This is a genomic window from Bosea sp. 29B (genome assembly GCF_902506165.1).
Taxonomy (GTDB): domain Bacteria; phylum Pseudomonadota; class Alphaproteobacteria; order Rhizobiales; family Beijerinckiaceae; genus Allobosea.
This window is the reverse complement of record NZ_LR733817.1, coordinates 6,011,948-6,034,914: the sequence shown is the minus strand read 5'-3', so window position 1 is coordinate 6,034,914 and position 22,967 is coordinate 6,011,948. Positions and strand designations below refer to the sequence as shown.

Annotated in this window: 28 protein-coding genes; 18 read left to right on the top strand and 10 right to left on the bottom strand. The window is 67.4% G+C overall.

Annotated features, from left to right (window positions below):
* Window positions 1–139: 139 nt before the first annotated feature.
* Both GV161_RS29340 and GV161_RS29335 read right to left on the bottom strand, forming a co-directional pair.
* Window positions 140–1,216, bottom strand: coding sequence for a tartrate dehydrogenase (locus tag GV161_RS29340; RefSeq protein ID WP_152012793.1), 1,077 nt, complete (start codon window positions 1,214–1,216; stop codon window positions 140–142).
* 69 nt (window positions 1,217–1,285) lie between these two features.
* Window positions 1,286–2,260 (bottom strand): tripartite tricarboxylate transporter substrate-binding protein, encoded by a 975-nt coding sequence (locus GV161_RS29335; protein WP_152012792.1) that lies wholly within the window; start codon window positions 2,258–2,260, stop codon window positions 1,286–1,288.
* A gap of 170 nt (window positions 2,261–2,430) precedes the next feature.
* Between GV161_RS29335 and GV161_RS29330 the strand changes: the two genes are divergently transcribed.
* The 9 genes from GV161_RS29330 (at window position 2,431) to fabF (ending at window position 10,127) form a co-directional block, all read left to right on the top strand.
* Window positions 2,431–3,138 carry a GntR family transcriptional regulator gene (locus GV161_RS29330; RefSeq protein ID WP_244623924.1) on the top strand — a complete coding sequence of 236 codons (708 nt, stop codon included), beginning with the start codon at window positions 2,431–2,433 and terminating at the stop codon, window positions 3,136–3,138.
* 58 nt (window positions 3,139–3,196) lie between these two features.
* The gene (locus tag GV161_RS29325) at window positions 3,197–3,796 is read left to right on the top strand and encodes a Crp/Fnr family transcriptional regulator (protein WP_152012790.1); all 600 of its coding nucleotides are present in this window, start codon (window positions 3,197–3,199) and stop codon (window positions 3,794–3,796) included.
* 139 nt (window positions 3,797–3,935) lie between these two features.
* Complete coding sequence (locus GV161_RS29320) at window positions 3,936–4,343, top strand: VOC family protein (RefSeq protein ID WP_152012789.1); 408 nt, start codon at window positions 3,936–3,938, stop codon at window positions 4,341–4,343.
* A gap of 235 nt (window positions 4,344–4,578) precedes the next feature.
* A complete protein-coding gene (locus tag GV161_RS29315) occupies window positions 4,579–5,250 on the top strand; it encodes a CerR family C-terminal domain-containing protein (RefSeq protein ID WP_152012788.1) in 672 nt (223 codons plus the stop codon).
* Window positions 5,247–6,203, top strand: coding sequence for an HlyD family efflux transporter periplasmic adaptor subunit (locus GV161_RS29310; protein WP_152012787.1), 957 nt, complete (start codon window positions 5,247–5,249; stop codon window positions 6,201–6,203). The genes GV161_RS29315 and GV161_RS29310 overlap by 4 nt, the downstream gene beginning before the upstream one ends.
* A gap of 29 nt (window positions 6,204–6,232) precedes the next feature.
* On the top strand, window positions 6,233–7,132 hold the full coding sequence (locus tag GV161_RS29305; RefSeq protein ID WP_152013549.1) for an ABC transporter ATP-binding protein: 900 nt from the start codon (window positions 6,233–6,235) through the stop codon (window positions 7,130–7,132).
* Window positions 7,129–8,271 carry an ABC transporter permease gene (locus tag GV161_RS29300; protein ID WP_152012786.1) on the top strand — a complete coding sequence of 381 codons (1,143 nt, stop codon included), beginning with the start codon at window positions 7,129–7,131 and terminating at the stop codon, window positions 8,269–8,271. The genes GV161_RS29305 and GV161_RS29300 overlap by 4 nt, the downstream gene beginning before the upstream one ends.
* A 74-nt stretch (window positions 8,272–8,345) precedes the next feature.
* Window positions 8,346–8,852 carry a helix-turn-helix domain-containing protein gene (locus GV161_RS29295; protein WP_152012785.1) on the top strand — a complete coding sequence of 169 codons (507 nt, stop codon included), beginning with the start codon at window positions 8,346–8,348 and terminating at the stop codon, window positions 8,850–8,852.
* Between the two features lie 9 nt (window positions 8,853–8,861).
* Complete coding sequence (gene fabF, locus GV161_RS29290) at window positions 8,862–10,127, top strand: beta-ketoacyl-ACP synthase II (RefSeq protein ID WP_152012784.1); 1,266 nt, start codon at window positions 8,862–8,864, stop codon at window positions 10,125–10,127.
* 7 nt (window positions 10,128–10,134) lie between these two features.
* Here fabF and GV161_RS29285 read toward each other — a convergent pair whose 3' ends face one another.
* Complete coding sequence (locus tag GV161_RS29285; protein WP_152012783.1) at window positions 10,135–11,124, bottom strand: zinc-dependent alcohol dehydrogenase family protein; 990 nt, start codon at window positions 11,122–11,124, stop codon at window positions 10,135–10,137.
* Window positions 11,125–11,227: 103 nt separating this feature from the next.
* Here GV161_RS29285 and GV161_RS29280 point away from each other — a divergent pair, with 103 nt between their 5' ends.
* From GV161_RS29280 to GV161_RS29270, 3 genes are all read left to right on the top strand, one after another.
* On the top strand, window positions 11,228–12,124 hold the full coding sequence (locus GV161_RS29280; RefSeq protein ID WP_152013548.1) for a LysR family transcriptional regulator: 897 nt from the start codon (window positions 11,228–11,230) through the stop codon (window positions 12,122–12,124).
* A gap of 65 nt (window positions 12,125–12,189) precedes the next feature.
* Window positions 12,190–12,447, top strand: a complete 258-nt coding sequence (locus tag GV161_RS29275) for a type II toxin-antitoxin system Phd/YefM family antitoxin (RefSeq protein WP_152012782.1) — start codon at window positions 12,190–12,192, stop codon at window positions 12,445–12,447.
* 3 nt (window positions 12,448–12,450) lie between these two features.
* Window positions 12,451–12,858 carry a type II toxin-antitoxin system VapC family toxin gene (locus GV161_RS29270; protein WP_152012781.1) on the top strand — a complete coding sequence of 136 codons (408 nt, stop codon included), beginning with the start codon at window positions 12,451–12,453 and terminating at the stop codon, window positions 12,856–12,858.
* A 61-nt stretch (window positions 12,859–12,919) separates the two neighbouring features.
* Here the strand turns inward: GV161_RS29270 and GV161_RS29265 are convergent, their stop codons facing one another.
* Window positions 12,920–14,449, bottom strand: coding sequence for an acyl-CoA carboxylase subunit beta (locus GV161_RS29265; protein WP_152012780.1), 1,530 nt, complete (start codon window positions 14,447–14,449; stop codon window positions 12,920–12,922).
* A gap of 119 nt (window positions 14,450–14,568) precedes the next feature.
* Complete coding sequence (locus tag GV161_RS29260; RefSeq protein ID WP_152012779.1) at window positions 14,569–15,948, bottom strand: PLP-dependent aminotransferase family protein; 1,380 nt, start codon at window positions 15,946–15,948, stop codon at window positions 14,569–14,571.
* Window positions 15,949–16,045: 97 nt separating this feature from the next.
* On the opposite strand from GV161_RS29260, the gene GV161_RS29255 reads away from it, so the two are divergent.
* From GV161_RS29255 to GV161_RS29240, 4 genes are read left to right on the top strand one after another with little or no spacing between them, the layout of a single operon-like run.
* Window positions 16,046–16,642 (top strand): LysE family translocator, encoded by a 597-nt coding sequence (locus GV161_RS29255; RefSeq protein WP_152012778.1) that lies wholly within the window; start codon window positions 16,046–16,048, stop codon window positions 16,640–16,642.
* A gap of 54 nt (window positions 16,643–16,696) precedes the next feature.
* Complete coding sequence (locus GV161_RS29250; RefSeq protein WP_152012777.1) at window positions 16,697–17,008, top strand: metalloregulator ArsR/SmtB family transcription factor; 312 nt, start codon at window positions 16,697–16,699, stop codon at window positions 17,006–17,008.
* Window positions 17,005–17,346 (top strand): SRPBCC domain-containing protein, encoded by a 342-nt coding sequence (locus tag GV161_RS29245; protein ID WP_152012776.1) that lies wholly within the window; start codon window positions 17,005–17,007, stop codon window positions 17,344–17,346. Before GV161_RS29250 ends, GV161_RS29245 begins: the two co-directional genes overlap by 4 nt.
* A gap of 51 nt (window positions 17,347–17,397) precedes the next feature.
* Window positions 17,398–18,003: an ATP-dependent Clp protease proteolytic subunit gene (locus GV161_RS29240; RefSeq protein WP_152012775.1), complete on the top strand. Its 606-nt coding sequence runs from the start codon at window positions 17,398–17,400 to the stop codon at window positions 18,001–18,003.
* Here GV161_RS29240 and GV161_RS29235 read toward each other — a convergent pair whose 3' ends face one another.
* Genes GV161_RS29235 through GV161_RS29220 form a run of 4 tightly spaced genes read right to left on the bottom strand, consistent with a single transcriptional unit; the run spans window position 18,004 to window position 20,617 of the window.
* Window positions 18,004–18,393, bottom strand: a complete 390-nt coding sequence (locus tag GV161_RS29235; protein ID WP_152012774.1) for a DUF1801 domain-containing protein — start codon at window positions 18,391–18,393, stop codon at window positions 18,004–18,006. It abuts the gene before it with no gap.
* A gap of 4 nt (window positions 18,394–18,397) precedes the next feature.
* Window positions 18,398–19,186, bottom strand: coding sequence for an ATP12 family protein (locus GV161_RS29230; protein ID WP_152012773.1), 789 nt, complete (start codon window positions 19,184–19,186; stop codon window positions 18,398–18,400).
* Window positions 19,187–19,225: 39 nt separating this feature from the next.
* Window positions 19,226–19,591, bottom strand: a complete 366-nt coding sequence (locus GV161_RS29225) for a VOC family protein (protein WP_152012772.1) — start codon at window positions 19,589–19,591, stop codon at window positions 19,226–19,228.
* A gap of 27 nt (window positions 19,592–19,618) precedes the next feature.
* Window positions 19,619–20,617, bottom strand: coding sequence for a P1 family peptidase (locus GV161_RS29220; protein ID WP_152012771.1), 999 nt, complete (start codon window positions 20,615–20,617; stop codon window positions 19,619–19,621).
* A gap of 242 nt (window positions 20,618–20,859) precedes the next feature.
* On the opposite strand from GV161_RS29220, the gene GV161_RS29215 reads away from it, so the two are divergent.
* Complete coding sequence (locus GV161_RS29215) at window positions 20,860–21,516, top strand: Spy/CpxP family protein refolding chaperone (protein WP_152012770.1); 657 nt, start codon at window positions 20,860–20,862, stop codon at window positions 21,514–21,516.
* 98 nt (window positions 21,517–21,614) lie between these two features.
* Here GV161_RS29215 and GV161_RS29210 read toward each other — a convergent pair whose 3' ends face one another.
* Window positions 21,615–21,860, bottom strand: coding sequence for a hypothetical protein (locus GV161_RS29210; protein ID WP_152012769.1), 246 nt, complete (start codon window positions 21,858–21,860; stop codon window positions 21,615–21,617).
* 282 nt (window positions 21,861–22,142) lie between these two features.
* On the opposite strand from GV161_RS29210, the gene GV161_RS29205 reads away from it, so the two are divergent.
* On the top strand, window positions 22,143–22,859 hold the full coding sequence (locus GV161_RS29205) for an MgtC/SapB family protein (protein ID WP_152012768.1): 717 nt from the start codon (window positions 22,143–22,145) through the stop codon (window positions 22,857–22,859).
* The last annotated feature ends 108 nt before the right edge of the window (window positions 22,860–22,967 follow it).

The following is a 22,967-nucleotide window of genomic DNA, read 5'->3' as shown; positions in this document are numbered from 1 at the left end:
CGCTTGCGGTGGGGAAGGGTTAGGGATGGGGGGCCGCAAAGCAGGGTGCGGGGCTTCTTCCAGTTCAGAGCCGAGCGGCACTGCCCCCCACCCCGGCCCTCCCCACCGCAAGCGGGGGGAGGGAGAGGCGTCGAGCCGTTCAGATGTTGTCACCCCTGAGCGCTTCGCAGACGGCTTCCGTCACCTGTGCCGTCGTCGCGGCGCCGCCGAGATCGGGCGTGTGCAAAGCGGGGTCGGCGGTGACGCGCTCGACCGCGCGCATCAGGCGCGCCGCCGCGGCCTTCTCGCCGAGATGCTCCAGCATCATCGCCCCGGTCCAGAAGGTCGCGACCGGGTTGGCGATGCCCTTGCCGGTGATGTCGAAGGCCGAGCCGTGGATCGGCTCGAACATCGACGGCGTCTTGCGCTCGGGGTTGAGATTGGCGGTCGGCGCGATGCCGAGCGAGCCGGCCAGCGCCGCGGCGAGATCGGAGAGGATGTCGGCGTGGAGATTGGTCGCGACGATTGTGTCGAGCGTCTCCGGCTTCAGCGTCATGCGCATGGTCATCGCGTCTACCAGCATCTTGTCCCAGATGACATCCGGGAATTCGCGCGCCACCTCGGCTGCGATCTCGTCCCACATCACCATGCCGTGACGCTGGGCGTTCGACTTGGTGACGACGGTCAGGAGCTTGCGGGGCCGCGAGCTGGCAATCACGAAGGCATAGCGCATGATCCGGGTCACGCCGGCGCGGGTGAACATGGCGACATCGGTCGCGACCTCCTCGGGCAGGCCCTTGTGGACGCGCCCGCCGATGCCGGAATACTCGCCCTCGGAGTTCTCGCGCACGATCACCCAGTCGAGCTCGGGGCCGGAGACATGGCGCAGCGGGCTGGTGATCCCCGGCAGGATGCGGGTCGGGCGGACATTGGCGTACTGGTCGAGAGGCTGGCAGATGGCGAGCCTGAGGCCCCAGAGCGTCAGATGGTCGGGGATATCCGGCGCGCCGACCGCGCCGAAATAGATCGCATCGAAGGCGCGCAGTTGGTCGGCGCCGTCGACCGGCATCATCACGCCATGCCTGCGGTAATAGTCGGAGCCCCAGTCGAAGGCCTTGATGTCGAGGCGGAAGCCACCATCGCGCTCGGCGCAGACATCCAGGGCCTGGAGCCCGGCGGCGATGACCTCGGGGCCGATCCCGTCCCCGCCGATGGCGGCGATCCTGTGCGTGCGCATGCTCTTGTCCGATGCTGTGGTGCTGCTGTTTTGAAGATGCGGCGCCCGCCGGGAGCGCTGCCTTGGTGATTACTGAACCGTCACGCCGGCATTGCGGATGACCGGCACCCATTTGTCGATCTCGCTGCGGACGAGCTCGCCGAGCGCGGCCGGGGTCTGACCGGCTTCGTCGGGCAATTCGGCGCCGAGATCGAGGAAGCGCTTGCGCGTCGACTCGTCCTTGAGCGCGGCGCGGGCTGCGGCGTTCAGCTTGTCGATGATCTCCTTCGGCGTGCCCTTGGGAGCGAACATCGCGTTCCAGCCGGTGGCCTGGAATTGCGGCAGGCCCTGTTCGGCCGAGGTCGGGACATCGGGAATGACCGACAGCCGGCTCTTGACCGCGACGACGAGGCCGTTGCCCTCCTTGGCCTGCACGCTCGGGACGATCGCGACGGTCTGGTCGCAGACATAGTCGACCTGGCCGCCGAGCAGCGCGTTCAGCGCCGGGCCGGAGCCGCGGAAGGGGACATGCTGCGGCTTGGTGCCGAGCAGCGAGTCGAGGAAGAGGCAGGTCAGATGCGAGGTCGAGCCGACGCCGCCGGAGCCGTAGTTCAGCTTCTCGGCATTGGCCTTGAGATAGGCGACGAACTCTCGGAAATCCTTGACCGGCAGGTCCTTCTTGGCGACCACCAGCATCGGCGTCGAGGCCGAGTTCATCACCGGCTCGAAATCGGTGCGGGGATCATAGGCGAGCCTGGGATAGAGCCCGACGCTTGCCGCCTGGGTGCCGAGATTGCCCATCAGTAGCGTGTAGCCATCGGGCGTCGCCTTGGCGACGCGGGTCGCGCCTGTGGTGCCGCCGGCCCCGGCGACGTTCTCGACCACGACCGACTGGCCGAGCGTGCGGCCCATATGGTCGGCCATCAGCCGGGCCACGATGTCGGTGGTGCCGCCGGCCGCGAACGGCACGACCAAGGTGATCGCGCGCGCCGGGTAGGGCGCCTGTGCCATCGCCGGAGACGTCGCCGCCAGCCCGAGCGCCAGCGTAAGCAGCATTCGCTTCATCGGTTCTCTCCCTTGAGCAGCGCCGATCGGCGACGCTTCGATCTGCTCTCTCATTTGTCTTCCATGGAAGTTTGCATGGCTGATCGTTGCCGCAGGGATATGCGCTGTCAAGCTTCCATTCTTGCTTGCATGGAAATAATCAAATGTGCTCAATCGGCCGTGGAGGAACCATGGTCGAGCTTGCGCGTCCCGAGACCGTCGAAGTTGGAGCCAGGCGCGGCTCGCTGGTCGACGAGGCCTATGCGGCGCTGAAGCAGGCGATCCGCGACACCGATTTCCCGCCGGGCTATCAGGGCTCGGAGCAGGAAATTGCGGTCCGGCTCAGCATGAGCCGCACGCCGGTGCACGAGGCGATCATCCGCTTGCAGGAGGACGGGCTTGTCCGCGTCCTCTCCAAGCGCGGCGTGCTGATCTGCCCGCTGGCGCCGCAGGACATCCGCGAGATCTACGAGGTCGTGATCGCGGTCGAGTCGATGGCAGCGGAGCTGCTGGCGGCCTTGCCCGACGCCGATCGCGCGGCAGCCGCAGAGGAACTGGAGGCGGCGACCGCGGCGATGGACGAGGCGCTGACGCGCGACGATCTGCCGGGCTGGGCCGAGGCCGACGAACTGTTCCATCGCGTATTGGTCGAGCGCTGCGGCAATGGCCGCCTGCGCCGCATCGCCCAGACGGTGACCGATCAGGCGCATCGCGCCCGCATGCTGACGCTGAAGCTGCGGGCGAGGCCGAGCGGCTCGGCGCAGGCGCATCGCCTGATCATCGCTGCCTTGCGGGCCGGCGAAGCCGGGGAGGCGCATCGCCATGCCCGCGCCCACCGTGTCGCGGCGCGCGACGAGATCGTTCCCCTGATCGAGCATATCGGCCTGCGCCAGCTGTGAGGTGCCCCGGCGGCCTAACCATGCTCGATCAGGATGGTGTCGCCAGCAGGTTCGATGAATGACGACTGACGCCTTCTTCGCGAAAATCCGGACCTACGCCGATCTGTCGGAGGCGGCGGAGCGCGCCTGGGTTGCCCTTCTGCGGCAGAGGCACTATCGCAGGGACGAGCCGTTCATCCGGGCAGGGGATGTTCCGACGCGCTATGCCTTCGTCGTCGAGGGGCTGTTCTACCAGCACTATGTCGGCCCGGATGGCGACCTGATCGTCAAATACTTCTTTCCGGAGAATCGTATCGCCGCCTCGGTCAGCGCCACGCTGCTGGGCGAGCCGAGCCTGTTCACCATCACCGCGATCGAGGACAGCACCGTCCTCGAATACGACTTCGCGGCCTTCAGGACACTCGCCGCGACGTTCCCCGATATCGCCGCCTTCTACATCCGCTACATGGAACGCCACTGGATCATCGACAAGGAACCGGACGAGATCTCCTTCCGGCACGACGATGCCATGAAGCGCTACCGCGACTTCATCCGCCGCGAGCCGGAGCTGCACAAGCGGTTGAAGCAGCACCATATCGCAGCCTGGCTCGGCATCACCCCGGAAAGCCTCAGCCGCCTGAGACGAGCAATCGCCTATGGCCGGATGGATCGCGGCTGAGGCGTTTTTCTTACCAAACATCAATTCGCCGACGCCGCATCGCCCCTAACACTCACCGTCAAGCAGCCGCGATGGTGGTCATCGCGGCGCTTGTCGGAGAGAGCGGGGCGCGCCTCGCCACGATTGCGGGAGATGCAAGATGGCCAAGATGATTTTCGTGAACCTGCCGGTGACGGACCTGGCGCGCGCCAGGGCCTTCTACGAGGCGCTCGGGTTCATCAACAACGCTCAGTTCAGCGACGACAATTCGGCCTGCATGGTCTGGAGCGAGGCGATCCACGTGATGCTGCTCACCCATGCCAAATGGCAGGGCTTCACCAGCCGCCCGATTCCACCCGCGGGTATGAGCGAGGTGATGCTGGCGATCTCCTGCGACAGCCGCGAAGCGGTCGACCGAATGAACGAGGCGGCGGTGCGCCATGGCGGCACCGCCGACGTCAATCCGCCGCAGGATCTCGGCTTCCTGTTCAACCGCAGCCTGGCCGACCCCGACGGCCATGTCTGGGAAGCGGTGTGGATGGATCCTGCGGCGATCCCCGCAGGCTGAAGTGTAGGCTCGGCCCTTTGCAATGGCCTTCCAATGGTCAAACCGGCCGCAACAGCCCGGCGGGAAACCGCCGGGCCTTTTTCAACGCGACGCTAGCTGAGTGCATCATGGTGCCAAGTTGCGCATCGCCGTGCCGGACGCTGCTCAGCGAAACGACGACGAGGCGTTTCGATGGCTGGCTTCGTAATTCAATCAATCGATTGATTGAATTACGAAGCGATGCTATGCTTCCGCCATGGCACGCACATCCATCCTCAACGACGCCGAGGGCACGCGGCAGGCACTGATCCGTGCCGGGCTCGATCTGTTCGGCCGCAATGGTTTCGACGCGACCTCGACGCGCGAGATCGCCCAGGCAGCGAAGGTCAACAGCGCCGGCATCGCCTATCATTTTGGTGGCAAGGACGGGTTGCGGCAGGCCTGCGCCGAGGCGATCATCGCCCGGATGCAGACCGTGCTGGGGGGCGGGGCGCCGGCCGTCTCGATCGCGATCGATGCAGCGGATCGCGACGTTGCCACCGACCAGCTGCTCGCGCTGATCGACCGGGTCGTCGCCTTCCTGACGACGGTCCCCGAGAGCGAGGTCGTCGCCCGCTTCGTCGTGCGAGAAATGCTGACGCCGAGCCCGGCCTTCGACACGATCTATGGCGGGCTGTTCGAGCCGGTGCATCGCCGCGTCTGCCAGGTCTGGGCGGCGGCGACCGGCATGGCCCCGGAAGCCCCGGCGACCAAGCTCGCCGTCTTCGCCGCGATCGGGCAGGTCTTCTATTTCCGCATCGCGCGGCCGGCGGTGACCCGGCGCCTGGGCTGGGACGGGATCGGCCCGGAGGAGGCGCGCGCCATCGCGCAAACCGTCAGGCGCTCGGTTCGCGCCAGCATCCTCGCCTGCAGGGGAGAGGCGTCATGATCCTCGATTTCATCTGCTCCTTCGCCATCGCTGCGTCGCTCGGAATCTGCGTTCCGCCGACCACCCGCGTCGTCGGCTATGTCGAGGGCGAATATGTCCGGCTCGGGCCGATCGACACGGCGCGGATCGAGAGCGTCTCGGTCCGGCGTGGCGAGCGCGTCGCGCCCGGCGCACTGCTCGCCGAATTGCAGGCCGACGATGCCCGCAACGCCGTCGCGGAGAGCGAGGCGAGGCTGGTCCAGGCTCAGGCGCAGCTCGCCAACCTGCTCAGCGGCAAGCGGCCGGAAGAGATCGCGGTGATCGAGGCGGTCGCGGCCTCGGCCAAGGCGCAGGAGCGCGAGTCCGAGCGGGCCCTGGAGCGCCGACAGGACCTCTTCCGCCGCGGCGTCTCGACCCAGGCCGACCTCGACCAGGCCCAGACCGCGCGCGATGTCGCGACGTCCAGGGTGCGCGAGACGGCTGCCAATCTGGCGGTTGCCCGGCTGGCGGCGCGCGAGGAGGAAATCAAGGCGGCGCGCAACCAGGTGGCGCAGGCGCAGGCGGCGCTCGACCAGGCCAAGTGGCGGCTCGGCCAGCGCAAACTGATGGCGCCTGCCGCCGGCATCGTGACCGATCTGGTGCGCCATCCCGGCGAGCTCGCCGGGCCATCCGCTCCGGCGCTGACGATCCTGCCCGACGGTGCGGTCAAGCTGATGCTCTATGTGCCGGAGGCGCTGCTCTTCGGCACCACCGTCGGCACGCGGCTCGATGTGCGCTGCTCGGGCTGCCCGCAGGGGCTTGCCGCCGTCGTGTCTTACGTCTCGCAGGAGCCGGAATTCACCCCGCCGGTGATCTATTCGGCGCAGACCCGCCAGAAGCTGGTCTATCTCGTCGAGGCGCGGCCCGAAGGCGGGCCGGCGACGCGGCTCCAGCCCGGCCAGATCGTCGACGTCATGCTGCGGGGCCGCAAGTGAGCGACGACAACGTCATCGACGTGCGCGGCATGACCAAGCGCTTCGGCAAGCGCACGGTGGTCGACAATGTCGACCTGACCGTCAGGCAGGGTGAGATCGTCGGCTTTCTCGGGCCGAACGGCTCCGGCAAGACCACGACGATCCGGCTGATCTGCGGCCTGCTCACGCCCGATGCCGGCGAGGGCACCGTGCTGGGGCTCGATGTCCGCACGCAAAGTGCGCAGATCAAGCTGCAGGTCGGCTACATGACCCAGAAGTTCTCGTTCTATGAGGACCTGACGATCGAGGAGAACCTGACCTTCGTCGCCCGCCTCTACGCGCTGAAGCCGGTGGAGGAGGCGGTTGCGCGCACGCTCGACAATCTCGGCCTGACCTCGCGCAAGGACCAGCTCGCCGGCACGCTGTCGGGCGGCTGGAAGCAGCGCCTCGCGCTCGCCGCCTGCATCATGCACCAGCCGAAATTGCTGCTGCTCGACGAGCCGACTGCCGGCGTCGATCCGAAGGCGCGTCGCGAATTCTGGGACGAGATCCATCGCCTCGCCGGCGACGGGCTGACCGTGCTGGTCTCGACCCATTACATGGACGAGGCCGAGCGCTGCCACCGCATCGGCTACATCGCCTATGGCAGGATGCTGGCGACCGGCACGGTCGACGAGGTCGTGAAGGGCTCGGGGCTCTCGACCTTCGTCGTCCATGGCGCGCTGAAGCCGACCGAGATCGCCGAGCTGGCGAAGACCGATGGCGTCGAGCAGGTCGCGCCCTTCGGGACGACGCTGCATGTGGTCGGCACCGACAAGGCCAAGCTCGAACAGGCGCTGGCGCATCTGAAGGATCGCCCCGGCATCAGCGTCGAGCCGGACGCGACCAGCCTGGAGGACGTCTTCATCCAGTTCATGGCCAAGGCCCAAGCCGAGGGGAGAGCGGCATGAGCGCGCTCGCTTTGTTCTCGCCCGGCCGGCTCGGCGCGGTGCTGGCCAAGGAGTTCGTGCAGATGCGGCGCGACCGCATCACCTTCGCGATGATGCTGGTGGTGCCGATCGTCCAGCTGCTGCTGTTCGGCTATGCGATCAACAACGATCCCAAGGGCTTGCCAGCGGCAGTTCTGGCGTTGGGGCAGGATCGCTACACCCGTTCCGTCGTCGCGGCGCTGGAGGTCTCCGGCTATTACCGCTTCGCCAAGCGGCCGGAGAGCGCGGCCGAGGCCGAGAGCCTGATGGCGCGCGGCGCGATCTCGTTCCTCATCACCATTCCCAGCGATTTCGGCATGCGGGTCGAGCGCGGCGACGAGCCGCGCATCCTGGTCGAGGCCGATGCGACCGATCCGGCGGCGTCGAGCAATGCGGTCGGAGCGCTGCAGACCATCGCCAGCCGGGCGCTGACGCGGGCGCTCGGCACGGAGGAGGTGAAGCGCGAGCAGAGCAACAGCGCGCTCTCCTTCGTGGTGCACCGGCGCTACAACCCGGAAGGGATCACCCAGTACAACATCGTGCCCGGCCTGCTCGGCGTCATCTTGCAGATGACCATGGTGATGATGACGGCGATGGCTCTGACCCGCGAGATCGAGCGCGGCACGATGGAGAACCTGCTCGCCATGCCTGCGACGCCGGGGGAGATCATGCTCGGCAAGGTGCTGCCTTATCTTGCCGTCGGCAGCGTCCAGGTCGCGGTGGTGCTCTCGGCGGCGAAGCTGCTCTTCGGCGTGCCCTTCCTCGGCAGCCTCGGGCTGCTCCTGACCTGCGTCACGATCTTCGTGCTGGCGCTGGTGCTGCTCGGCTACACGATCTCGACGATGGCGCGCACGCAGCTCCAGGCGATGCAATTGACCTTCTTCTTCTTCCTGCCCTCGCTGCTGCTGTCGGGCTTCATGTTCCCCTATGCCGGCATGCCGCTCTGGGCGCAGTGGCTCGGCGAGATCTTCCCGCTGACGCATTTCCTGCGGGTCGTCCGCGCGATCATGCTGAAGGGCGCCGGTCTCAACGATATCGGCACGGAGGTATTTTATCTCTCCGTCTTCGTGCCGCTCTATGCCGGCATCGCACTGATGCGGTTCAGGAGCACGCTGGATTGACCGGGCAGAGCGGAGCGCTCCGCCTGGCATTGTGGCTTGCAAAATGATAGTGACTACGCTAGCGAACCCGGGCCATGCAGCCCGAGCTCGCTCCCCTCACCGAATGCCCCTGCGCCCTTGCGGTCGAGACCGTCGGCGAGTGGTGGAGCATCCTGATCCTGCGCGATGCACTGCAGGGGCTGACCCGCTTCGACGAGTTCGAACGCAGCCTCGGCATCGCGCCGAACATGCTGACGCGCCGGCTGAAGCATCTCACCGAGAGCGGGCTGTTCGAGCGGCGGCTCTATAGCGAGCGGCCGAAGCGCTATGAGTACGTCCTGACCGAGAAGGGCCGCGACGTCTTTCCGGTCGTCGTGGCGCTGATCGGCTTCGCCAACCGGCATCTTGCGCCCGAGGGCGCCTCGCTATTGCTGGCCGAGCGCGGGACCGGGCGGCCGATCACGCCGATCGTCGTCGATGCCGCGACCTTGCAGCCGGTCACTGCGGACAGCGCCACCGTCATCGCCGGGCCCCGCGCCAGCAACGACCTGCGCGAGCGCCTCGCCGCGCGCCAGGCAGCCACCCAAGCCAGATCGTACTAGGAGCCTGTCATGCGCCGCATCGTCGTCACCGGGTTGGGCGTCGTCTCGCCTTTGGGCTGCGGCACCGAGCTCGCCTGGCAGCGCCTGCTCGCCGGCCGCTCGGGCTTGCGCCGCTTGCCGGACGCGGTCGCCGAGACCCTGCCGGCCAAGGTCGCCGGCCTGGTGCCGGGGAAGGCCGAGGACAATGAGGGCGGCTTCGATCCCGACGTGGCGATCGCGCCGAAGGACCAGCGCAAGATGGACCGCTTCATCCAGTTCGCGCTGGTCGCCGCCAAGGAGGCGCTGGCGCAGGCCGGCTGGCAGCCGCAGGACGAAACCGAGCGCGAGCGCACCGCAACGGTGATCGCCTCCGGCATTGGCGGCTTCCCGGCGATCGCCGAGGCGGTGCGGACCACCGACCAGCGCGGCGTGCGCCGGCTCTCGCCCTTCACCGTGCCGTCCTTCCTGGTCAATCTCGCCGCTGGCCATGTCTCGATCGACCATGGCTTCAAGGGGCCGATAGGCGCGCCGGTGACCGCTTGCGCCGCTGGCGTGCAGGCGATCGGCGATGCCGCACGGATGATCCGGGCCGGCGAAGTCGACATCGCGCTCTGCGGTGGCAGCGAGGCCTGCGTCGATCTCGTCGCGCTCGGCGGTTTCGCTGCGGCGCGGGCGCTTTCGACGGGCTTCAACGACGAGCCGGAAAAGGCTTCGCGCCCCTTCGACCGCGATCGCGACGGCTTCGTCATGGGCGAGGGCGCCGGGATATTGGTGATCGAGGCGCTTGAGCATGCGCAGGCGCGCGGCGCGACGATCCTGGCCGAACTCACCGGCTACGGCACCAGCGCTGACGCCTATCACATCACCTCCGGCCCCGAGGACGGCTCGGGCGCGCGCCGGGCGATGGAGACGGCGCTGAAACAAGCGGGGCTGAAGCCCGGCGATGTCGGCCATCTCAACGCCCATTCGACCTCGACGCCGGTCGGCGACCGCGGTGAGCTGGCGGCGATCAAGGCCGTGTTCGGCGAGGCGGGCGGCATCGCGATCAGTGCGACCAAGGCTGCGACCGGCCACCTGCTCGGCGCAGCCGGTGGGCTGGAGGCGGTCTTCACGATCCTCGCCTTGCGTGACCAGATCGCGCCGCCGACGCTCAATCTCGAGAACCCTGACGAGGATGCGGCCGGGCTCGACCTGGTAGCGAAGACGGCCCGGCGGCTGCCGATGGAGCACGCCATCTCGAACGGTTTCGGCTTCGGCGGCGTCAATGCCAGTGTGGTGTTCAGGCGCTGGGCCTGAGAGCCCTCTAAAGCGTCACCACGACCTTGCCGAACTGTTCGTTCGATTCGAGGTAGCGATGCGCTTCGACGATCTGCTCGAACGGGAAAGTCCGGGCGATGATCGGCTTCAGCGAGCCATCGCCCAGGCCGTCGAGGATGAAGGCCTTGGCGGCGGCGAGGCGCGCGGGATCGCCGGCGATCTCGTGGACGAGATAGCCGCGCAACGTCAGGCTCTTGCTCAGTACGTTGAAGAGCGGGAAGGGCGTCGCCTCTGGGCTGAGGCCGCCATACTCGATCAGCATGCCGCCGCGTGCCATCGCTGCGGTCAGCGGCAGGAAGGCCGGGCCGCCGACGGCGTCGAACACCGCCCTGACGCCGTGCTCGCCGGCGATCTCCTTCAGCCGGGCTTCAAGGTCGTCCTCGGCCGAAGCGATAACATGGGCGGCTCCAGCCTCGCGCAGCGCCTGCGCCTTGCGCGAAGTCCGCGTCACCGCGATCGGGATCGCGCCGATCCGGTTGGCGATCTGGATCGCGGCGAGGCCGACGCTGCTCGATGAGGCGGTGATAACGACGAACTCGCCGCGGCCGAGGCGGGCGATGTCGATCAACGCGCCATAGGCGGTAAGGTATTGCATCCAGCTGGCCGCGGCGGCCTCCCAGCCGAGCGGCGACGGGTGCTTCACCACCAAGTCGGCCGGGACGGTGACGAGCTCGCCATGCACCGGCGAGCTCACCATCGAGCGTGGCGGCACCAGGCTGACGGCATCGCCGGGCAAGAGGCCCTCGACGCCGGCGCCGATGTTCTCGATCAGGCCGGCGGCTTCAAGGCCGATGCCGGACGGAAAGCGCGCCTGTTCGATGTAGGTGCCAGAGCGAAATAGCGCCTCGGCCCGGTTGAGGCCGAGCGCCTTGGTCCGAATCTGGACCTCGCCGCGGCCGGGCAGTGCAACGTCGATATCCTCGATGGTCAGGACTTCGGGGCCGCCATGGCGGTGAAAGCGGATCGTACGGGCCATGCTCATGACTCCAAAACAGAGCGAATGAATGAGCTATGGCAGTGCGCTATCCTGCGATAAATTGTGCTCCGTGATCGATAATTAGAACTGGTGATTTCGAATGATGGATCGCCTCACCAGCATGGCCGTGTTCGTCAGGGCGGTCGATCTCGGCTCCTTCGCCGCGGCTGCAGCGGCGCTCGGCCTGTCCGCGCCGATGGTCGGCAAGCATGTCCGCTTCCTCGAGGAGCGGCTCGGCGTTCGCCTGCTCAATCGCACGACCCGCCGGCAGAGCCTGACCGAGTTCGGCCGCGCCTATTATGAGCGCTGCCGGACGGTCCTCGCTGAGGCCGAGGCGGCCGATGCGCTCGCTGCCGACCAATTCGGCGAGCCGCGCGGCAAGCTTCGGGTGGCGCTGCCGGTGCTGTTCGGCCGGTGCTGCGTCATGCCGATCCTGCTCGATCTGGCGCGCCGCCACCCGCAGCTGGAGCTCGACCTTGCCTTTGGCGACGGCTTTGTCGATCTGGCTGAAGGTGGGCACGACCTCGCCATCCGCACCGGCGAGCTCCCCGATGCGGCCAATCTCGTGACGCGCCGCGTCGCCCGGCAACACATGATCGTCTGCGCAGCGCCGTCCTATCTAGAAGCCCATGGAGTACCGGCGCAGCTCGCCGATCTCGCTGATCATGACGCGCTGATCTATCGCCGCTCCGGCGGCGTGCGCCCCTGGCTGTTTCCCCGGGAGGATGGGCCCGTGGCGGAGATGATGCCGCTTCACCGTCTACGGTTCGACAATCTCGAGGCGATCGCTGATGCGGCCGTGCTCGGCATGGGCCTGGCCTGGCTGCCGTCCTGGCTGGTGCGCGAGCGCCTGAAGGCCGGCGCGCTCGTCGAATTGCTGCCGGGTGAGGGGCGGCTACCTTATGACGTCCATGCGCTCTGGCTGCAGACGCCGCATCTGCCGCCGAAGGTGCGCGTTGCCATCGACGCGCTGGCGGCGGAGTTGCCGGGGCTGATGTGAGCGCTTGCGCATTGCTTAGAAAAGACTAGTTATCTGACTAGGCTGATCTGGGCATGGAGGGCCGCATGAAAACTTGGCCGGTGCAGGATGCGAAGGCTCGCTTCAGCGAGTTGCTCGAGACCTGTCTCAGAGAAGGCCCCCAGATCGTCAGCAAGCGAGGTGCCGACGCGGCCGTTCTTGTCCCGCTGAAGGATTGGGAACGGCTTCAGCGCAGTGCGAAGCCCACATTGAAGGAATTGCTGCTCGCGGACGAGGCTCGCGTCGATCTGGATTTGCCCAAGCGCGGCAGGCTCCGCCGGCGTGAGCCGGGGGAGCTCGTCTGAGGCATGTATCTCCTCGATACGAATATCGTCTCTGAATTACGGCGGCCGCGGCCACATGGCGCCGTGTTGGCTTGGCTGGAAGGTGTGGCCGATGCCGATCTTCATCTCTCCGCGGTCACCATCGGAGAGATACAGGCCGGTATCGAGATGACGCGAGAGCAGGACGTCGCCAAGGCGGCGGAGATTGAGGCTTGGCTGGAGCAGGTCGCGCAGACCTACAATATCCTCGACATGAATGCCGAGGTCTTTCGCGCCTGGGCCAGGCTGATGCACCGAAAGTCGGGTGAGATCATTGAAGACGCGATGATCGCAGCTACTGCCTCTGTTCACGGCTTGACGGTGGTCACGCGCAACATCCGCGATTTCGAGGGATTGAATGTCCCTCTCCTCAACCCGTTTTCAGCCGCTTGAGCGGTGAACAGATTGATGCGGCCGGGGCTGATGTAAGGCGGCCCCGGCGTCGAGATTCCGCTCAGAGCGGGATATTGTCGTGCTTTCGCCAGGGGCGCTCGACGCTCTTGGTGCGCAGCATGGCGAGCGCGCGGGCGATCCGGCGGCGGGTCGAATGTGGCATGATGACTTCGTCGATATAGCCGCGCTCAGCCGCGACGAAGGGGCTCATGAAGCGGTCTTCGTATTCCCTGGTCTGGCGCGCGATGGTTTCGGCGTCGCCGCCGCGGAAGATGATCTCGACCGCGCCCTTGGCGCCCATCACCGCGATCTGCGCCGTCGGCCAGGCATAGTTGACGTCGGCGCCGATATGCTTGGAGGCCATCACGTCATAGGCGCCGCCATAGGCCTTGCGCGTGATGATCGTGACCAGCGGCACGGTGCATTCCGAATAGGCGAAGAGCAGCTTGGCGCCATGTTTGATCAGGCCGCCATATTCCTGCGCCGTGCCCGGCAGGAAGCCGGGAACGTCGACCAAAGTGACGATCGGGATCTCGAAGGCGTCGCAATAGCGCACGAAGCGGGCGCCCTTGCGGCTGGCGTCGGAATCGAGCACGCCGGCCAGCACCATCGGCTGGTTGGCGACGATGCCGACAGTGCGGCCCTCGATCCGGGCGAAGCCGGTGACGATGTTGCCGGCGTAAGCCTGCTGGATCTCGAAGAAATCGCCCTCGTCGACGACCTTCAGGATCAGCTCCTTGATGTCGTAGGGCTTGTTCGGATTGTCGGGGACGAGCGTGTCCAGGCTCATGTCGACGCGATCGGGCACGTCGAAAGAGGGCCATTCCGGCACGCCGACCGTGTTGTTGGCCGGCAGGAAGTCGATCAGGCGGCGCACCTGCAGCAGCGCCTCGACATCGTTCTCGAACGAGCCGTCGGCGACCGAGGACTTGGAGGTATGGACCTTGGCGCCCCCTAGCTCCTCGGAGGTCACGGTCTCGTTGGTGACGGTCTTCACCACCTCCGGGCCGGTGACGAACATGTAGGAGGTATCGCGGACCATGAAGATGAAATCGGTCATCGCTGGCGAATAGACGTCGCCGCCGGCGCAGGGGCCCATGATCACCGAGATCTGCGGGATGACGCCCGAAGCCTGCACGTTCCTCTTGAAGACCTCGCCATAGCCGCCGAGCGCCGCGACGCCCTCCTGGATGCGGGCGCCGCCAGCGTCGAACAGGCCGACTACGGGTGCGCGCATCTTCAGCGCCATGTCCTGGATCTTGATGATCTTCTGGGCGTGGGTCTCGGAGAGCGAGCCACCGAAGACGGTGAAGTCCTTGGAGAAGACGAAGACGGTGCGGCCATTGACCGTGCCCCAGCCGGTGACGACGCCGTCGCCGGGGATCTTCTCTGCCTTGTCCATGCCGAAATCGACGGCACGGTGCTGCACGAACATGTCGAACTCCTCGAAGGAGTCCTTGTCGAGCAGGAGCTCGATGCGTTCGCGGGCGGTGAGCTTGCCGCGCTTGTGCTGGGCCGCGATGCGCTTTTCGCCGCCGCCCAGACGAGCGCCCGCGCGCCGGTCTTCGAGCTGTTCGAGAATGTCCTTCATGAAGAGCCTCCCGGGGCGCGGTCTTTAAAGGTCTTGTTTCCCGCTTAAGCGGCGCTGAGGGCGAAGTCCATTGCGGCCTTCGCAGCATGCGGCTGGAGTTTTGTGCACCGCGGTGCCGGTCACGGCATGGCCGGAGCCTGCAAGCCACTGCCGCTATCGAGAAGCAAGGCACGCAGGCCCGCAACTGCATCGTGCAGCCTGTCGAGCTTCGGGCCGCCGAGACTGAGCCGCACGCCCCATGACGGTGCCTGCGCATCGGCCAGGAAAATCTCGGGAGCTGGCAGGAGGATGCCCGAGGCGGCGGCGCGAGCCGGGAGCGCCTTGGCCCGCTCCGGCGCCATCGGCAGCCAGACATGGAAGCCATTGCCCGAACTCATGGCGATCCCTGGCGGCAGCAGCTCACGCGCCATGGCGACGCGGCGGCTGGCCTCCTCGCGGATCGAGCGCGCCACCGAAGCGGCGGTGTCCTCGCTGAGCCAGCGCTCCATGATCAGGCAGGAGAGCGGGGATGCCATGGTGCAGGTGGCCGCGAGCTCGGCGAGGGCAGGCTCCAGCCAGGGCTCGGGGACGAGCAGCGAGCCGATACGCAGGCCCGGGCTCAGGACCTTCGACAGGCCGGAGACATGCAGCGTCCGTTCGGGCGCGAGCGCGGCGATCGCTATCGTGCCCGGCTCGGCCAGGGCAGCGTGGATGTCGTCCTCGATAATGAGCACATCATGGGCGCGGCAGAGCTTCGCGATTTCCTGGCGCCGGGCTTCGCTCATCGTCGCAGTGGTCGGATTATGCAGGGTCGGCGTGATGTAGAGCACGGCACGCCGCCCGGCCGTTTTCGCCTCATGCAAGGCCTTGTCGAGCGCCTGCGGGATGAGGCCCTCATCGTCGATGGCGAGGCCGGTCAGCCGCAAGCCGCGCCGGCGGGCGAGGGCGATCGCACCGGGATAGCTCAGCGCCTCGGTCAGCAGCTCGGTGTCCGGGCCGCAGGTGATCGCGAATGCGATGGCGAGCGCATGCTGGGCGCCGTTGCAGATCAGCAGCCGCTCGGGGGGAGCGGCAAGGCCTGTCGGCGCGAGCCAGCGCGCCAGCAGCGCGCGATGCTGGAGCATTCCGGCGGGCGCGGCATAGGCGCCGAAGCTGTCGGCGTCGAGCCGCCTTGCAAGGTCGGACAGGCTGGCGGCGAGCAGGCGATCGCTCAGCTGCTGCGGCGGCACGTTGATGCTGAGGTCGATCGTGCGGCTCGTCGCCAGCGACATGCCAGCGACGAACATCCCGCGGCCGCGGACGCTGCGCACCAGGCCGCGGCGTTCGAGCTGGGCATAGGCCTTGGTCACCGTGCCGATGCCGATATCGAGCTGCCAGGCGAGGGGACGATGGGCCGGCAGACGCGCGCCCGGCGGAAGCGAGCCATCAGCGATGTCGCGGGCGAGGGCCTCGACCAGCCTCTCGCTGGCCGAGCCGCCACCATCCGCGAGACGGGGGGACCAGGGCGAAGCGAGAAGCATGTCACCTCGAAATTGCGTCACGAGACGCTTTTTAGTCTATGCAGGAAGTGTCACATGCACAATCACCGGTACGACGTTTTCCAACGCCGGACCGGACATGACCCCACAACTCCTCATTGCCTTCGTCGGCTATGCCTTCGTGACCTCGATCACGCCCGGGCCGAACAACACGCTGCTGCTGGCCTCCGGCGCCAATCATGGCTTCCGCGCCAGCCTGCCGCTGCTGTTCGGGATCAATCTTGGCTTCTCCGGGCTGGTCCTGGCTGTTGGCCTCGGGTTAGGGGGCCTGTTCACCGCTATCCCCATCCTGCACGACGTCCTGCGTTATGCCGGCAGCGCCTATCTGCTCTATCTCGCCTGGAAGATCGCCCGTTCAGCTCCGATGGAGCCTGGAGCAGAGGCGGCGCCGCCACTCAGCTTCCCGGCGGCCGCGGCGTTCCAATGGGTCAACCCGAAGGCCTGGATCATGGCGGTCGGAGCCGTCGCGGCCTACACGCCGACGGAGGGCTATTTCCTCAACCTCGCCATCGTCGTGATCGTCTACGCCCTGGTCAACGGGCCCTGCATCGCCGTCTGGGCAGTCGGCGGCACGCTGTTGCGCGGCCTGCTGGCCGATCCGGCCCGCCAGCGCGTGTTCAACGTCGTGATGGCGCTGCTGCTTGCCGCCTCGCTCTATCCGATCCTGGTGAGCTGACGGGAGGTTCGGGGCAGCTTGCGAATGAAATAAGTGTATGCTTATGTATTGGCCATGGAGCAGGACATCTTCAGGGCACTGGCCGACCCGACCCGCCGGGCGATCTTCGAGAAGCTCGCTTCCGGCGGTCTGAACGCCAGCGCCTTGCGCGAGGGCATGGCGATCAGCCAGCCGGCGATGTCGCAGCATCTTGCTGTGCTGCGGACCGCCGGGCTGGTGCGCGAGGAACGGCAGGGGCGCTTCGTCAATTACGAGGTCGACCCGGACGGGCTTGCCCTGATCGCGCAATGGCTGGCGAAATACCGAGCCTACTGGCCGGCGCGCATCGATGCCCTCAAGGATCTGCTGCGGGACATGGACCAATGAGCGAGAGCGACATTCAGGATCGGGCGAAGCAGCTGGTCTTCGAGTATCAGCTCGATGCGCCGCCCGAGAAGGTCTGGCGGGCGCTCAGCATCCCGGCCTTCCGCGAGCGCTGGCTGCCGGCTGAAGTCGAGGCGCTTTCCACCGTCCCGGGGGAGGAAGTGCGCTACCGACTGAGAGAGGAAGAGCCGCCCTTCCTCGAAAGCGTGGTGACCTTCCAGCTCGCGCCGAACGAGGGCGGGACCGAGCTACGGATTATCCATAGCCTGACCGATGCGAGGCTGAGCCAGCCGCCCGCGCCTGCCAACAGCAACCAGCCGCTGATGCTGCGCGCCGCCTGACGCGGGTCGCAAGCCAGTCCATCACCAATCCGAAACCTGAGGAGGTCGTCGATGCACGGCACGATGCAGCTCGTCCCTATGGTCGTCGAACAGTCGACGCGCGGGGAGCGCTCCTTCGACATCTATTCGCGCCTGCTGCGCGAGCGGATCGTCTTCCTGAACGGCGAGGTCAATGACGCCAGCGCCGCGCTGGTCTGCGCGCAATTGCTGTTCCTGGAGGCCGAGAACCCGAAACGGCCGGTGCACTTCTACATCAACTCGCCGGGCGGCGTCGTCACCAGCGGCCTCGCGATCTACGACACGATGCAATACATCCGCTCGCCGGTGCATACGCTCTGCATGGGAACTGCCCGCTCGATGGGCTCCTTCCTCCTGATGGCGGGCGAGCCGGGCGAGCGCGCGGCGCTGCCCAATGCCAGCCTTCATGTCCACCAGCCGCTCGGCGGCGCGCAGGGGCAGGCCTCGGACATCCTGATCCATGCCGAGGAGATCCAGAAGACCAAGCGCCGGATGATCCGGCTCTATGCCGAGCATTGCGGGCGCAGCGAGGAGGAGGTCGAGCGCACGCTCGATCGCGACTGCTTCATGACCGCCGAGGAAGGCAAGGAGTGGGGTCTGATCGATCGCGTGCTGACCGAGGCGCCGGTAGAGGCCTGATCAGGTGCTCGGCTTGCTCGGGTCGCCAATCTCGCGGTTGAGCGCGACGGCGGCACGTACCAACTCGCTTGCGACGGCGGCATCGACCGCATCGCCCTCGCGCAGAACCATGGTGGCGAGCTCGAACTTGCCGCCCGGCTTCAACCGCGGCTCGATCCCGCGCAGCCGCTTGCCGCGCCAGAAGCCGAACAGCACGCGTTCGGCCTCGGCCCGGATCAGCAGCACCGGCCCGTTCGAAAAATAGACCAGATGGGTCCACTTGATCCGCTCGTCGAGCGGGGCGGCGGCCTTCACCGCGGCGCGCAGGGCCTCGACTGTCGCCAGCCGCCAGCCATCGAGCTGGGCGACGTAGTCTTCCGGGTTGTCGGCCTTGGGCGCACCCGGGACCATTCCTCTAGCCTTTCGTCAGCAGCAGCACCGCGGCGTCATATTCCTTGCGGCGGATGGCGCGGCGCTCAGCTGCTTCCTCGTCCTGGCCCCAGATCTCGATCTGGTAGTCCTCGTCGAGATGGGCGGCGGCCCAGGCCGCTTCGGCGTCGATCAGACCCTCGGCCAGCGCCAGCATCAGGATGGTCGAGCCTGTCAGGGTCATGACGTTGTGGGTGCCGGCGAGCGCGACCGGGGAGGGGATCATCGCGACGCGTTTGGCGACAGCGTCGAGCACCGCTTGCGGCTGCTGCGCGAAGACGACGCCCTGCGCCATGACGAAGCGGCCGCCAATCTGCTCTTCGAGCGCCGCGATCAGCGGATTCCAGACCTGGTCCTGCCGCTCGACCAGCGCTTCGGGCTCGCCGGCGCGATAGCAGAGCGCATCGCTGCCGGCATAGCGGACGATCTCGGCGCGCACAGCCTCATGCTGGTCGGCAACGCCGTCGAGCGCCGAATTGACCAGCCGGGTCAGCGGCATGCGGGCTGGATCGATCTCACCGGTCTGAGCCTCCCATTCTGCTGCCAGCGCCTCGGCGACGGTGCGCGACGCGACGGCGAGCGGTTTGCGGGCCGGGGTGCGGGCGGTGCGGCCGTCGAGCGCGACATGAAGCAGGCCGTCGCGTTCGAGCACGCCCGCCTTCTCGTAGAAGCGCTTGGGCAACGGGTTGCGCATCGCCTGCTGGGCGGCGGCGACGGGATCGGGCTGGCGCTGGCCGGCGGCGCCGAAGCGGGCGAGGAAGTCATCGGTCGACATGGGCCGCGCTCTAGCACAGCCGGCGGACGCTTGTCGCCGTCAGCCCGGCTCGAACAATTCCACCACATTGCCCGAGGGGTCCTCGCACAGGATCTGCTTGCCTCCCGGCCCGGTCACGATCTCGTTGCGGAAGGGCACGCTCTTTCGGCGCAAATTGTCGACGAACTCCGCCAGATTCTCGACCTCGATGACGAAGCGGTTCCAACCGCCGGGGATCGGCTTGCCTCCGTCCGGCATCGCCCGCGAAGCGGAGGCGCCGGGACCGGCGAGCCAGAGCGTCAGGTCGCCGCGCTCGAGGATCGCCATGGCCGGCCCGAATTGCTGTTTCAGGGCAAAGTCGAGCCTATCGACATAGAACCTTGCCGCCTCGTCGACGTCGACCACGAAATAGCGGACGGTGGCCATCGGTTCGCTCCCTCGCTGTGCTGTCGTCTATGCGCCGAACCTGTCGCGCCAGGCCGGCTTGGCGCCGGCAAAGGGCAGGGCGCTGGCGCAATATACCGCCCGAGCCACGGCGCGCGCCAGCACGTCGGCGGCGGTGGCGCAAAGCTCGGTCAGGGCATAGGCGTCGGATGGAGCGCCGCTATGGCCGGTCGCGGCGGCGAAAACGACGTCGCCATCGAGCGGGGCGTGGACAGGCCGGAGCGCTCGCGCCAGCCCGTCATGGGCGCAGAGCGCCAGGCGCTTGGCCTGCGCCTTGGTCAGGACCGCATCGGTCGCGACCAAGGCGATGGTGGTGTTGGCGCCGGGCCCGCCCTTGAAGCGCAAGGTCAGATCATCGGGCGCGAGCGTCGCCGGCCAGCCGCGGCCGCCGAATTCGGCGCCTTGCTCGTAAGGGGCAGCCCAGAAATGCGGGCTGTCGCCGATCGTCGCCGTGCCGACGGCGTTGACGGCGACCAGCGCGCCGACGACCTGGCCAGTCGCGGCCCTCGCGCTCGCCGAGCCGAGGCCGCCCTTGAGATTGGCCGTGGTCGCGCCGAAGCCTGCGCCGACGCTGCCGAGGGTGAACTCGACCGCCGCGGCGGCGCTCGCGGTCTCAGCGAGCGCGCGATAGGGGGCCTCGCCCTCGCCACGGGCGAAGGGCTTGTCGCCGCCATTGGCGAGGTCGAACAGGATCGCCTGCGGCACAATCGGCACCCGATATCCGGCGATCGGGAAGCCTCGTCCTTGCCGCGCCAGCCAGCTCAGGGCGCCGTCGGCTGCGGAGAGGCCCCAGATCGAGCCGCCGGAGAGGACGATGCCGTCGACATGCTCGACCGTCATGCCGGGTTCGAGCAGCGCGGTGTCGCGCGTGCCCGGCGCGCCGCCGAGGACGGCGACGGAGGCGATGCTGGGCCGCTCGAACAGGGCGACCGTCACGCCGGTCGCGGCAATGGAATCCTCGGCATTGCCCACGAGAACGCCACGAACATCGGTGATGAGATTGCGCATGGCTGAAGCTCGTTGCGGATTCGGCGCGTTGATCATTGCCGGCATGCTGCGCCGATTCGGCGTAGCACGGCGACCCTGATGGAACTTACCGCTCGCCGGTGCGTCGTGCCGACATTACGATCTTGTCATGCGTGCGCCATGGCCGGGTCAGGCCGTCCGAGGCATCGTGGCGAGATCGCGACCCGGCTTCGAGACCCGCAAAGCGACCCGTTGTTGTAGAGACCACAATCCGGAGACCTCGCATGAAACGTATCGCCCTCATCGTCGCCTCCAGCGCTGCGGCTGTCGCTGCGACCCTGGCGATCGCACAGCCGCAGCCGATCCCGCCCGCTCCGGGCAGCAATCCGCCGGGGCAGCAGCAGAGCGAGTCGCGCGGCGATCGTGCGGATCGCGGCGACCGTACCGATCGGCGCGAGGAATGGCGCCAGCGCCGTGCCGAGCAGGCGACCGCCCGGATGAATGAGCGCCTCGCCCAGCTGCGCACAGACCTCAAGCTCAAGCCCGAGCAGGTGCCGGCCTTCGAGAAGCTGGAGGCGCTGATCAAGCGCAATGCCGAGCAGCGCCGCGAGCGCTTCGCCAAGATGCGCGATCAGCGTGAGACCTTCCGCGACGCCGACATCATGGAGCGCCTCGACATGATGGCGAACCGCCAGGGCGAGCGCGCGGCCCGCAGCAAGGAGATGGCGGAGACCGTGCGCCCGCTCTGGTCGACGCTCTCGGATGAGCAGAAGACCGTGGCGCGCCGGGCCGTGCGCCAGGCCATGTCGGAGGGGCGTGAGCGCATGCATGAAATGCGCGGGCGTAGCTGGCACGGCCGCGACGGCGACCGTGATCGCGACGACGACCGTGGCCCGCGCCGCTGGCGCGACCGCGGCCATGACGACGACGATCGCGGCTGATTTTCAAGATTCTGGAAGAGATAGAGGGCGGTCCGGCTGGGCCGCCCTTTTTCGGTTGCTCGGCCCCTCGGGATGGGGGCGGCGACCGCTCGCGTTTCTCAGGTTCCGACCGCGTCCTTGACGCATTTCGTCGTAAAGCTGGACTTGGCGGCGCCGGCCAGCTTCTTGTCGGCCGCCTGCTTGTCGCAGGCCGCGCCGGCGTCCTTCTCGCATTTGGTGACGAAGCTGGTCTTGGCCGCGCCGGCGAGCTTCTTCTCTGCGGCCTGAGAACTGCAGCTCGGGCTCTGGGCGAAGGCGGCGCTCGACAGGCCGATGGCGAGGGCAGCGAGGATGAGCGTCTTCATGGTGGGATGATCCCTGTGGCGGGACAAGGATGCTAGCCTGAGTCGCGACGCAGCGTCATCGCGCAGGCAGAGTGCGCGGGGCGTCGATCCAGCGGGCCGATTTCGCGAATCGGGCCAGAGTGTTGCTACGCTCGGCTGAGAGGTTGAATCAATGCCCGAGGCGCAAGGGGTCGCGCCTGCCGGCCAGATCGGATCCCCTTCATTGAACCGTCACATCCTGCCCGTTATAGGCGGCCGGGTTGCGGCGGTCGGAAGCGCGCCGCCGTCACCGGGGGCAGGCGCATGCGCTTCATCCAGACCTTCGAGCTCTATCCCTTCTTCGATTCGGTCGTCAGCCTGCTCGCCGCCTTCGTGCTTGGCGCGCTGATCGGGGCCGAGCGGCAGTACCGGCAGCGCACGGCGGGCCTGCGCACCACCGTGCTGGTCGCGGTCGGCGCCGCCGCCTTTGTCGATCTCGCCATGCGCATCGCCGGCTCGGGCGAGGCCGTCCGGGTCATCTCCTATGTCGTCTCCGGCATCGGCTTCCTGGGCGCCGGCGTGATCATGAAGGAGGGAATGAACGTCCGCGGCCTCAATACGGCGGCGACGCTCTGGTGCGCGGCCGCGGTCGGCGCCTGCACCGGCGCCGACATGGTGGCGGAGGGGGCGCTGGTCACGGTCTTCGTCATCGCCGGCAACACCTTGCTGCGGCCGCTGGTCAACGCGATCAACCGCATCCCGATCAACGAGAAGGCCTCGGAGGCGACCTATGAGGTCGTCGTCACCACCAATCCGGAGGCACTGCCCTCGGTGCGCGAGACGATGGTCGAGCTGCTCGAGCAGGCGAGCTATCCGGTCGGCGACGTCAAGACCGTCGAGCGCGGCGAGGAGGCGATCGAGATCGTCGCGACGCTGATCAGCACGGCGGTCGAGCGCAAGGAGCTCGACGCCGTCGTCGAACGAATCGAGCGCCTAGCTGGCGTGACCCACGCGACCTGGGAGAGCAGTACGAGCGATTGAGCGTCATGGCCGCGCCGAAGCAGGCAATGGGTTGGTGAAGGCTTTGTAAAGGTGGCCGCCGTATTCGTGACCTATTCTTGGGTGAAGCGGGGCGCACCTTTCTAGGAC

Coding starts and splice junctions, on each gene's coding strand:
- GV161_RS29340 (WP_152012793.1), bottom strand. CDS start 1,216: ATGCGCACGCACAGGATCGCCGCCATCGGCGGGGACGGGATCGGCCCC.
- GV161_RS29335 (WP_152012792.1), bottom strand. CDS start 2,260: ATGAAGCGAATGCTGCTTACGCTGGCGCTCGGGCTGGCGGCGACGTCT.
- GV161_RS29330 (WP_244623924.1), top strand. CDS start 2,431: ATGGTCGAGCTTGCGCGTCCCGAGACCGTCGAAGTTGGAGCCAGGCGC.
- GV161_RS29325 (WP_152012790.1), top strand. CDS start 3,197: ATGACGACTGACGCCTTCTTCGCGAAAATCCGGACCTACGCCGATCTG.
- GV161_RS29320 (WP_152012789.1), top strand. CDS start 3,936: ATGGCCAAGATGATTTTCGTGAACCTGCCGGTGACGGACCTGGCGCGC.
- GV161_RS29315 (WP_152012788.1), top strand. CDS start 4,579: ATGGCACGCACATCCATCCTCAACGACGCCGAGGGCACGCGGCAGGCA.
- GV161_RS29310 (WP_152012787.1), top strand. CDS start 5,247: ATGATCCTCGATTTCATCTGCTCCTTCGCCATCGCTGCGTCGCTCGGA.
- GV161_RS29305 (WP_152013549.1), top strand. CDS start 6,233: ATGACCAAGCGCTTCGGCAAGCGCACGGTGGTCGACAATGTCGACCTG.
- GV161_RS29300 (WP_152012786.1), top strand. CDS start 7,129: ATGAGCGCGCTCGCTTTGTTCTCGCCCGGCCGGCTCGGCGCGGTGCTG.
- GV161_RS29295 (WP_152012785.1), top strand. CDS start 8,346: ATGCAGCCCGAGCTCGCTCCCCTCACCGAATGCCCCTGCGCCCTTGCG.
- fabF (WP_152012784.1), top strand. CDS start 8,862: ATGCGCCGCATCGTCGTCACCGGGTTGGGCGTCGTCTCGCCTTTGGGC.
- GV161_RS29285 (WP_152012783.1), bottom strand. CDS start 11,124: ATGGCCCGTACGATCCGCTTTCACCGCCATGGCGGCCCCGAAGTCCTG.
- GV161_RS29280 (WP_152013548.1), top strand. CDS start 11,228: ATGGATCGCCTCACCAGCATGGCCGTGTTCGTCAGGGCGGTCGATCTC.
- GV161_RS29275 (WP_152012782.1), top strand. CDS start 12,190: ATGAAAACTTGGCCGGTGCAGGATGCGAAGGCTCGCTTCAGCGAGTTG.
- GV161_RS29270 (WP_152012781.1), top strand. CDS start 12,451: ATGTATCTCCTCGATACGAATATCGTCTCTGAATTACGGCGGCCGCGG.
- GV161_RS29265 (WP_152012780.1), bottom strand. CDS start 14,449: ATGAAGGACATTCTCGAACAGCTCGAAGACCGGCGCGCGGGCGCTCGT.
- GV161_RS29260 (WP_152012779.1), bottom strand. CDS start 15,948: ATGCTTCTCGCTTCGCCCTGGTCCCCCCGTCTCGCGGATGGTGGCGGC.
- GV161_RS29255 (WP_152012778.1), top strand. CDS start 16,046: ATGACCCCACAACTCCTCATTGCCTTCGTCGGCTATGCCTTCGTGACC.
- GV161_RS29250 (WP_152012777.1), top strand. CDS start 16,697: ATGGAGCAGGACATCTTCAGGGCACTGGCCGACCCGACCCGCCGGGCG.
- GV161_RS29245 (WP_152012776.1), top strand. CDS start 17,005: ATGAGCGAGAGCGACATTCAGGATCGGGCGAAGCAGCTGGTCTTCGAG.
- GV161_RS29240 (WP_152012775.1), top strand. CDS start 17,398: ATGCACGGCACGATGCAGCTCGTCCCTATGGTCGTCGAACAGTCGACG.
- GV161_RS29235 (WP_152012774.1), bottom strand. CDS start 18,393: ATGGTCCCGGGTGCGCCCAAGGCCGACAACCCGGAAGACTACGTCGCC.
- GV161_RS29230 (WP_152012773.1), bottom strand. CDS start 19,186: ATGTCGACCGATGACTTCCTCGCCCGCTTCGGCGCCGCCGGCCAGCGC.
- GV161_RS29225 (WP_152012772.1), bottom strand. CDS start 19,591: ATGGCCACCGTCCGCTATTTCGTGGTCGACGTCGACGAGGCGGCAAGG.
- GV161_RS29220 (WP_152012771.1), bottom strand. CDS start 20,617: ATGCGCAATCTCATCACCGATGTTCGTGGCGTTCTCGTGGGCAATGCC.
- GV161_RS29215 (WP_152012770.1), top strand. CDS start 20,860: ATGAAACGTATCGCCCTCATCGTCGCCTCCAGCGCTGCGGCTGTCGCT.
- GV161_RS29210 (WP_152012769.1), bottom strand. CDS start 21,860: ATGAAGACGCTCATCCTCGCTGCCCTCGCCATCGGCCTGTCGAGCGCC.
- GV161_RS29205 (WP_152012768.1), top strand. CDS start 22,143: ATGCGCTTCATCCAGACCTTCGAGCTCTATCCCTTCTTCGATTCGGTC.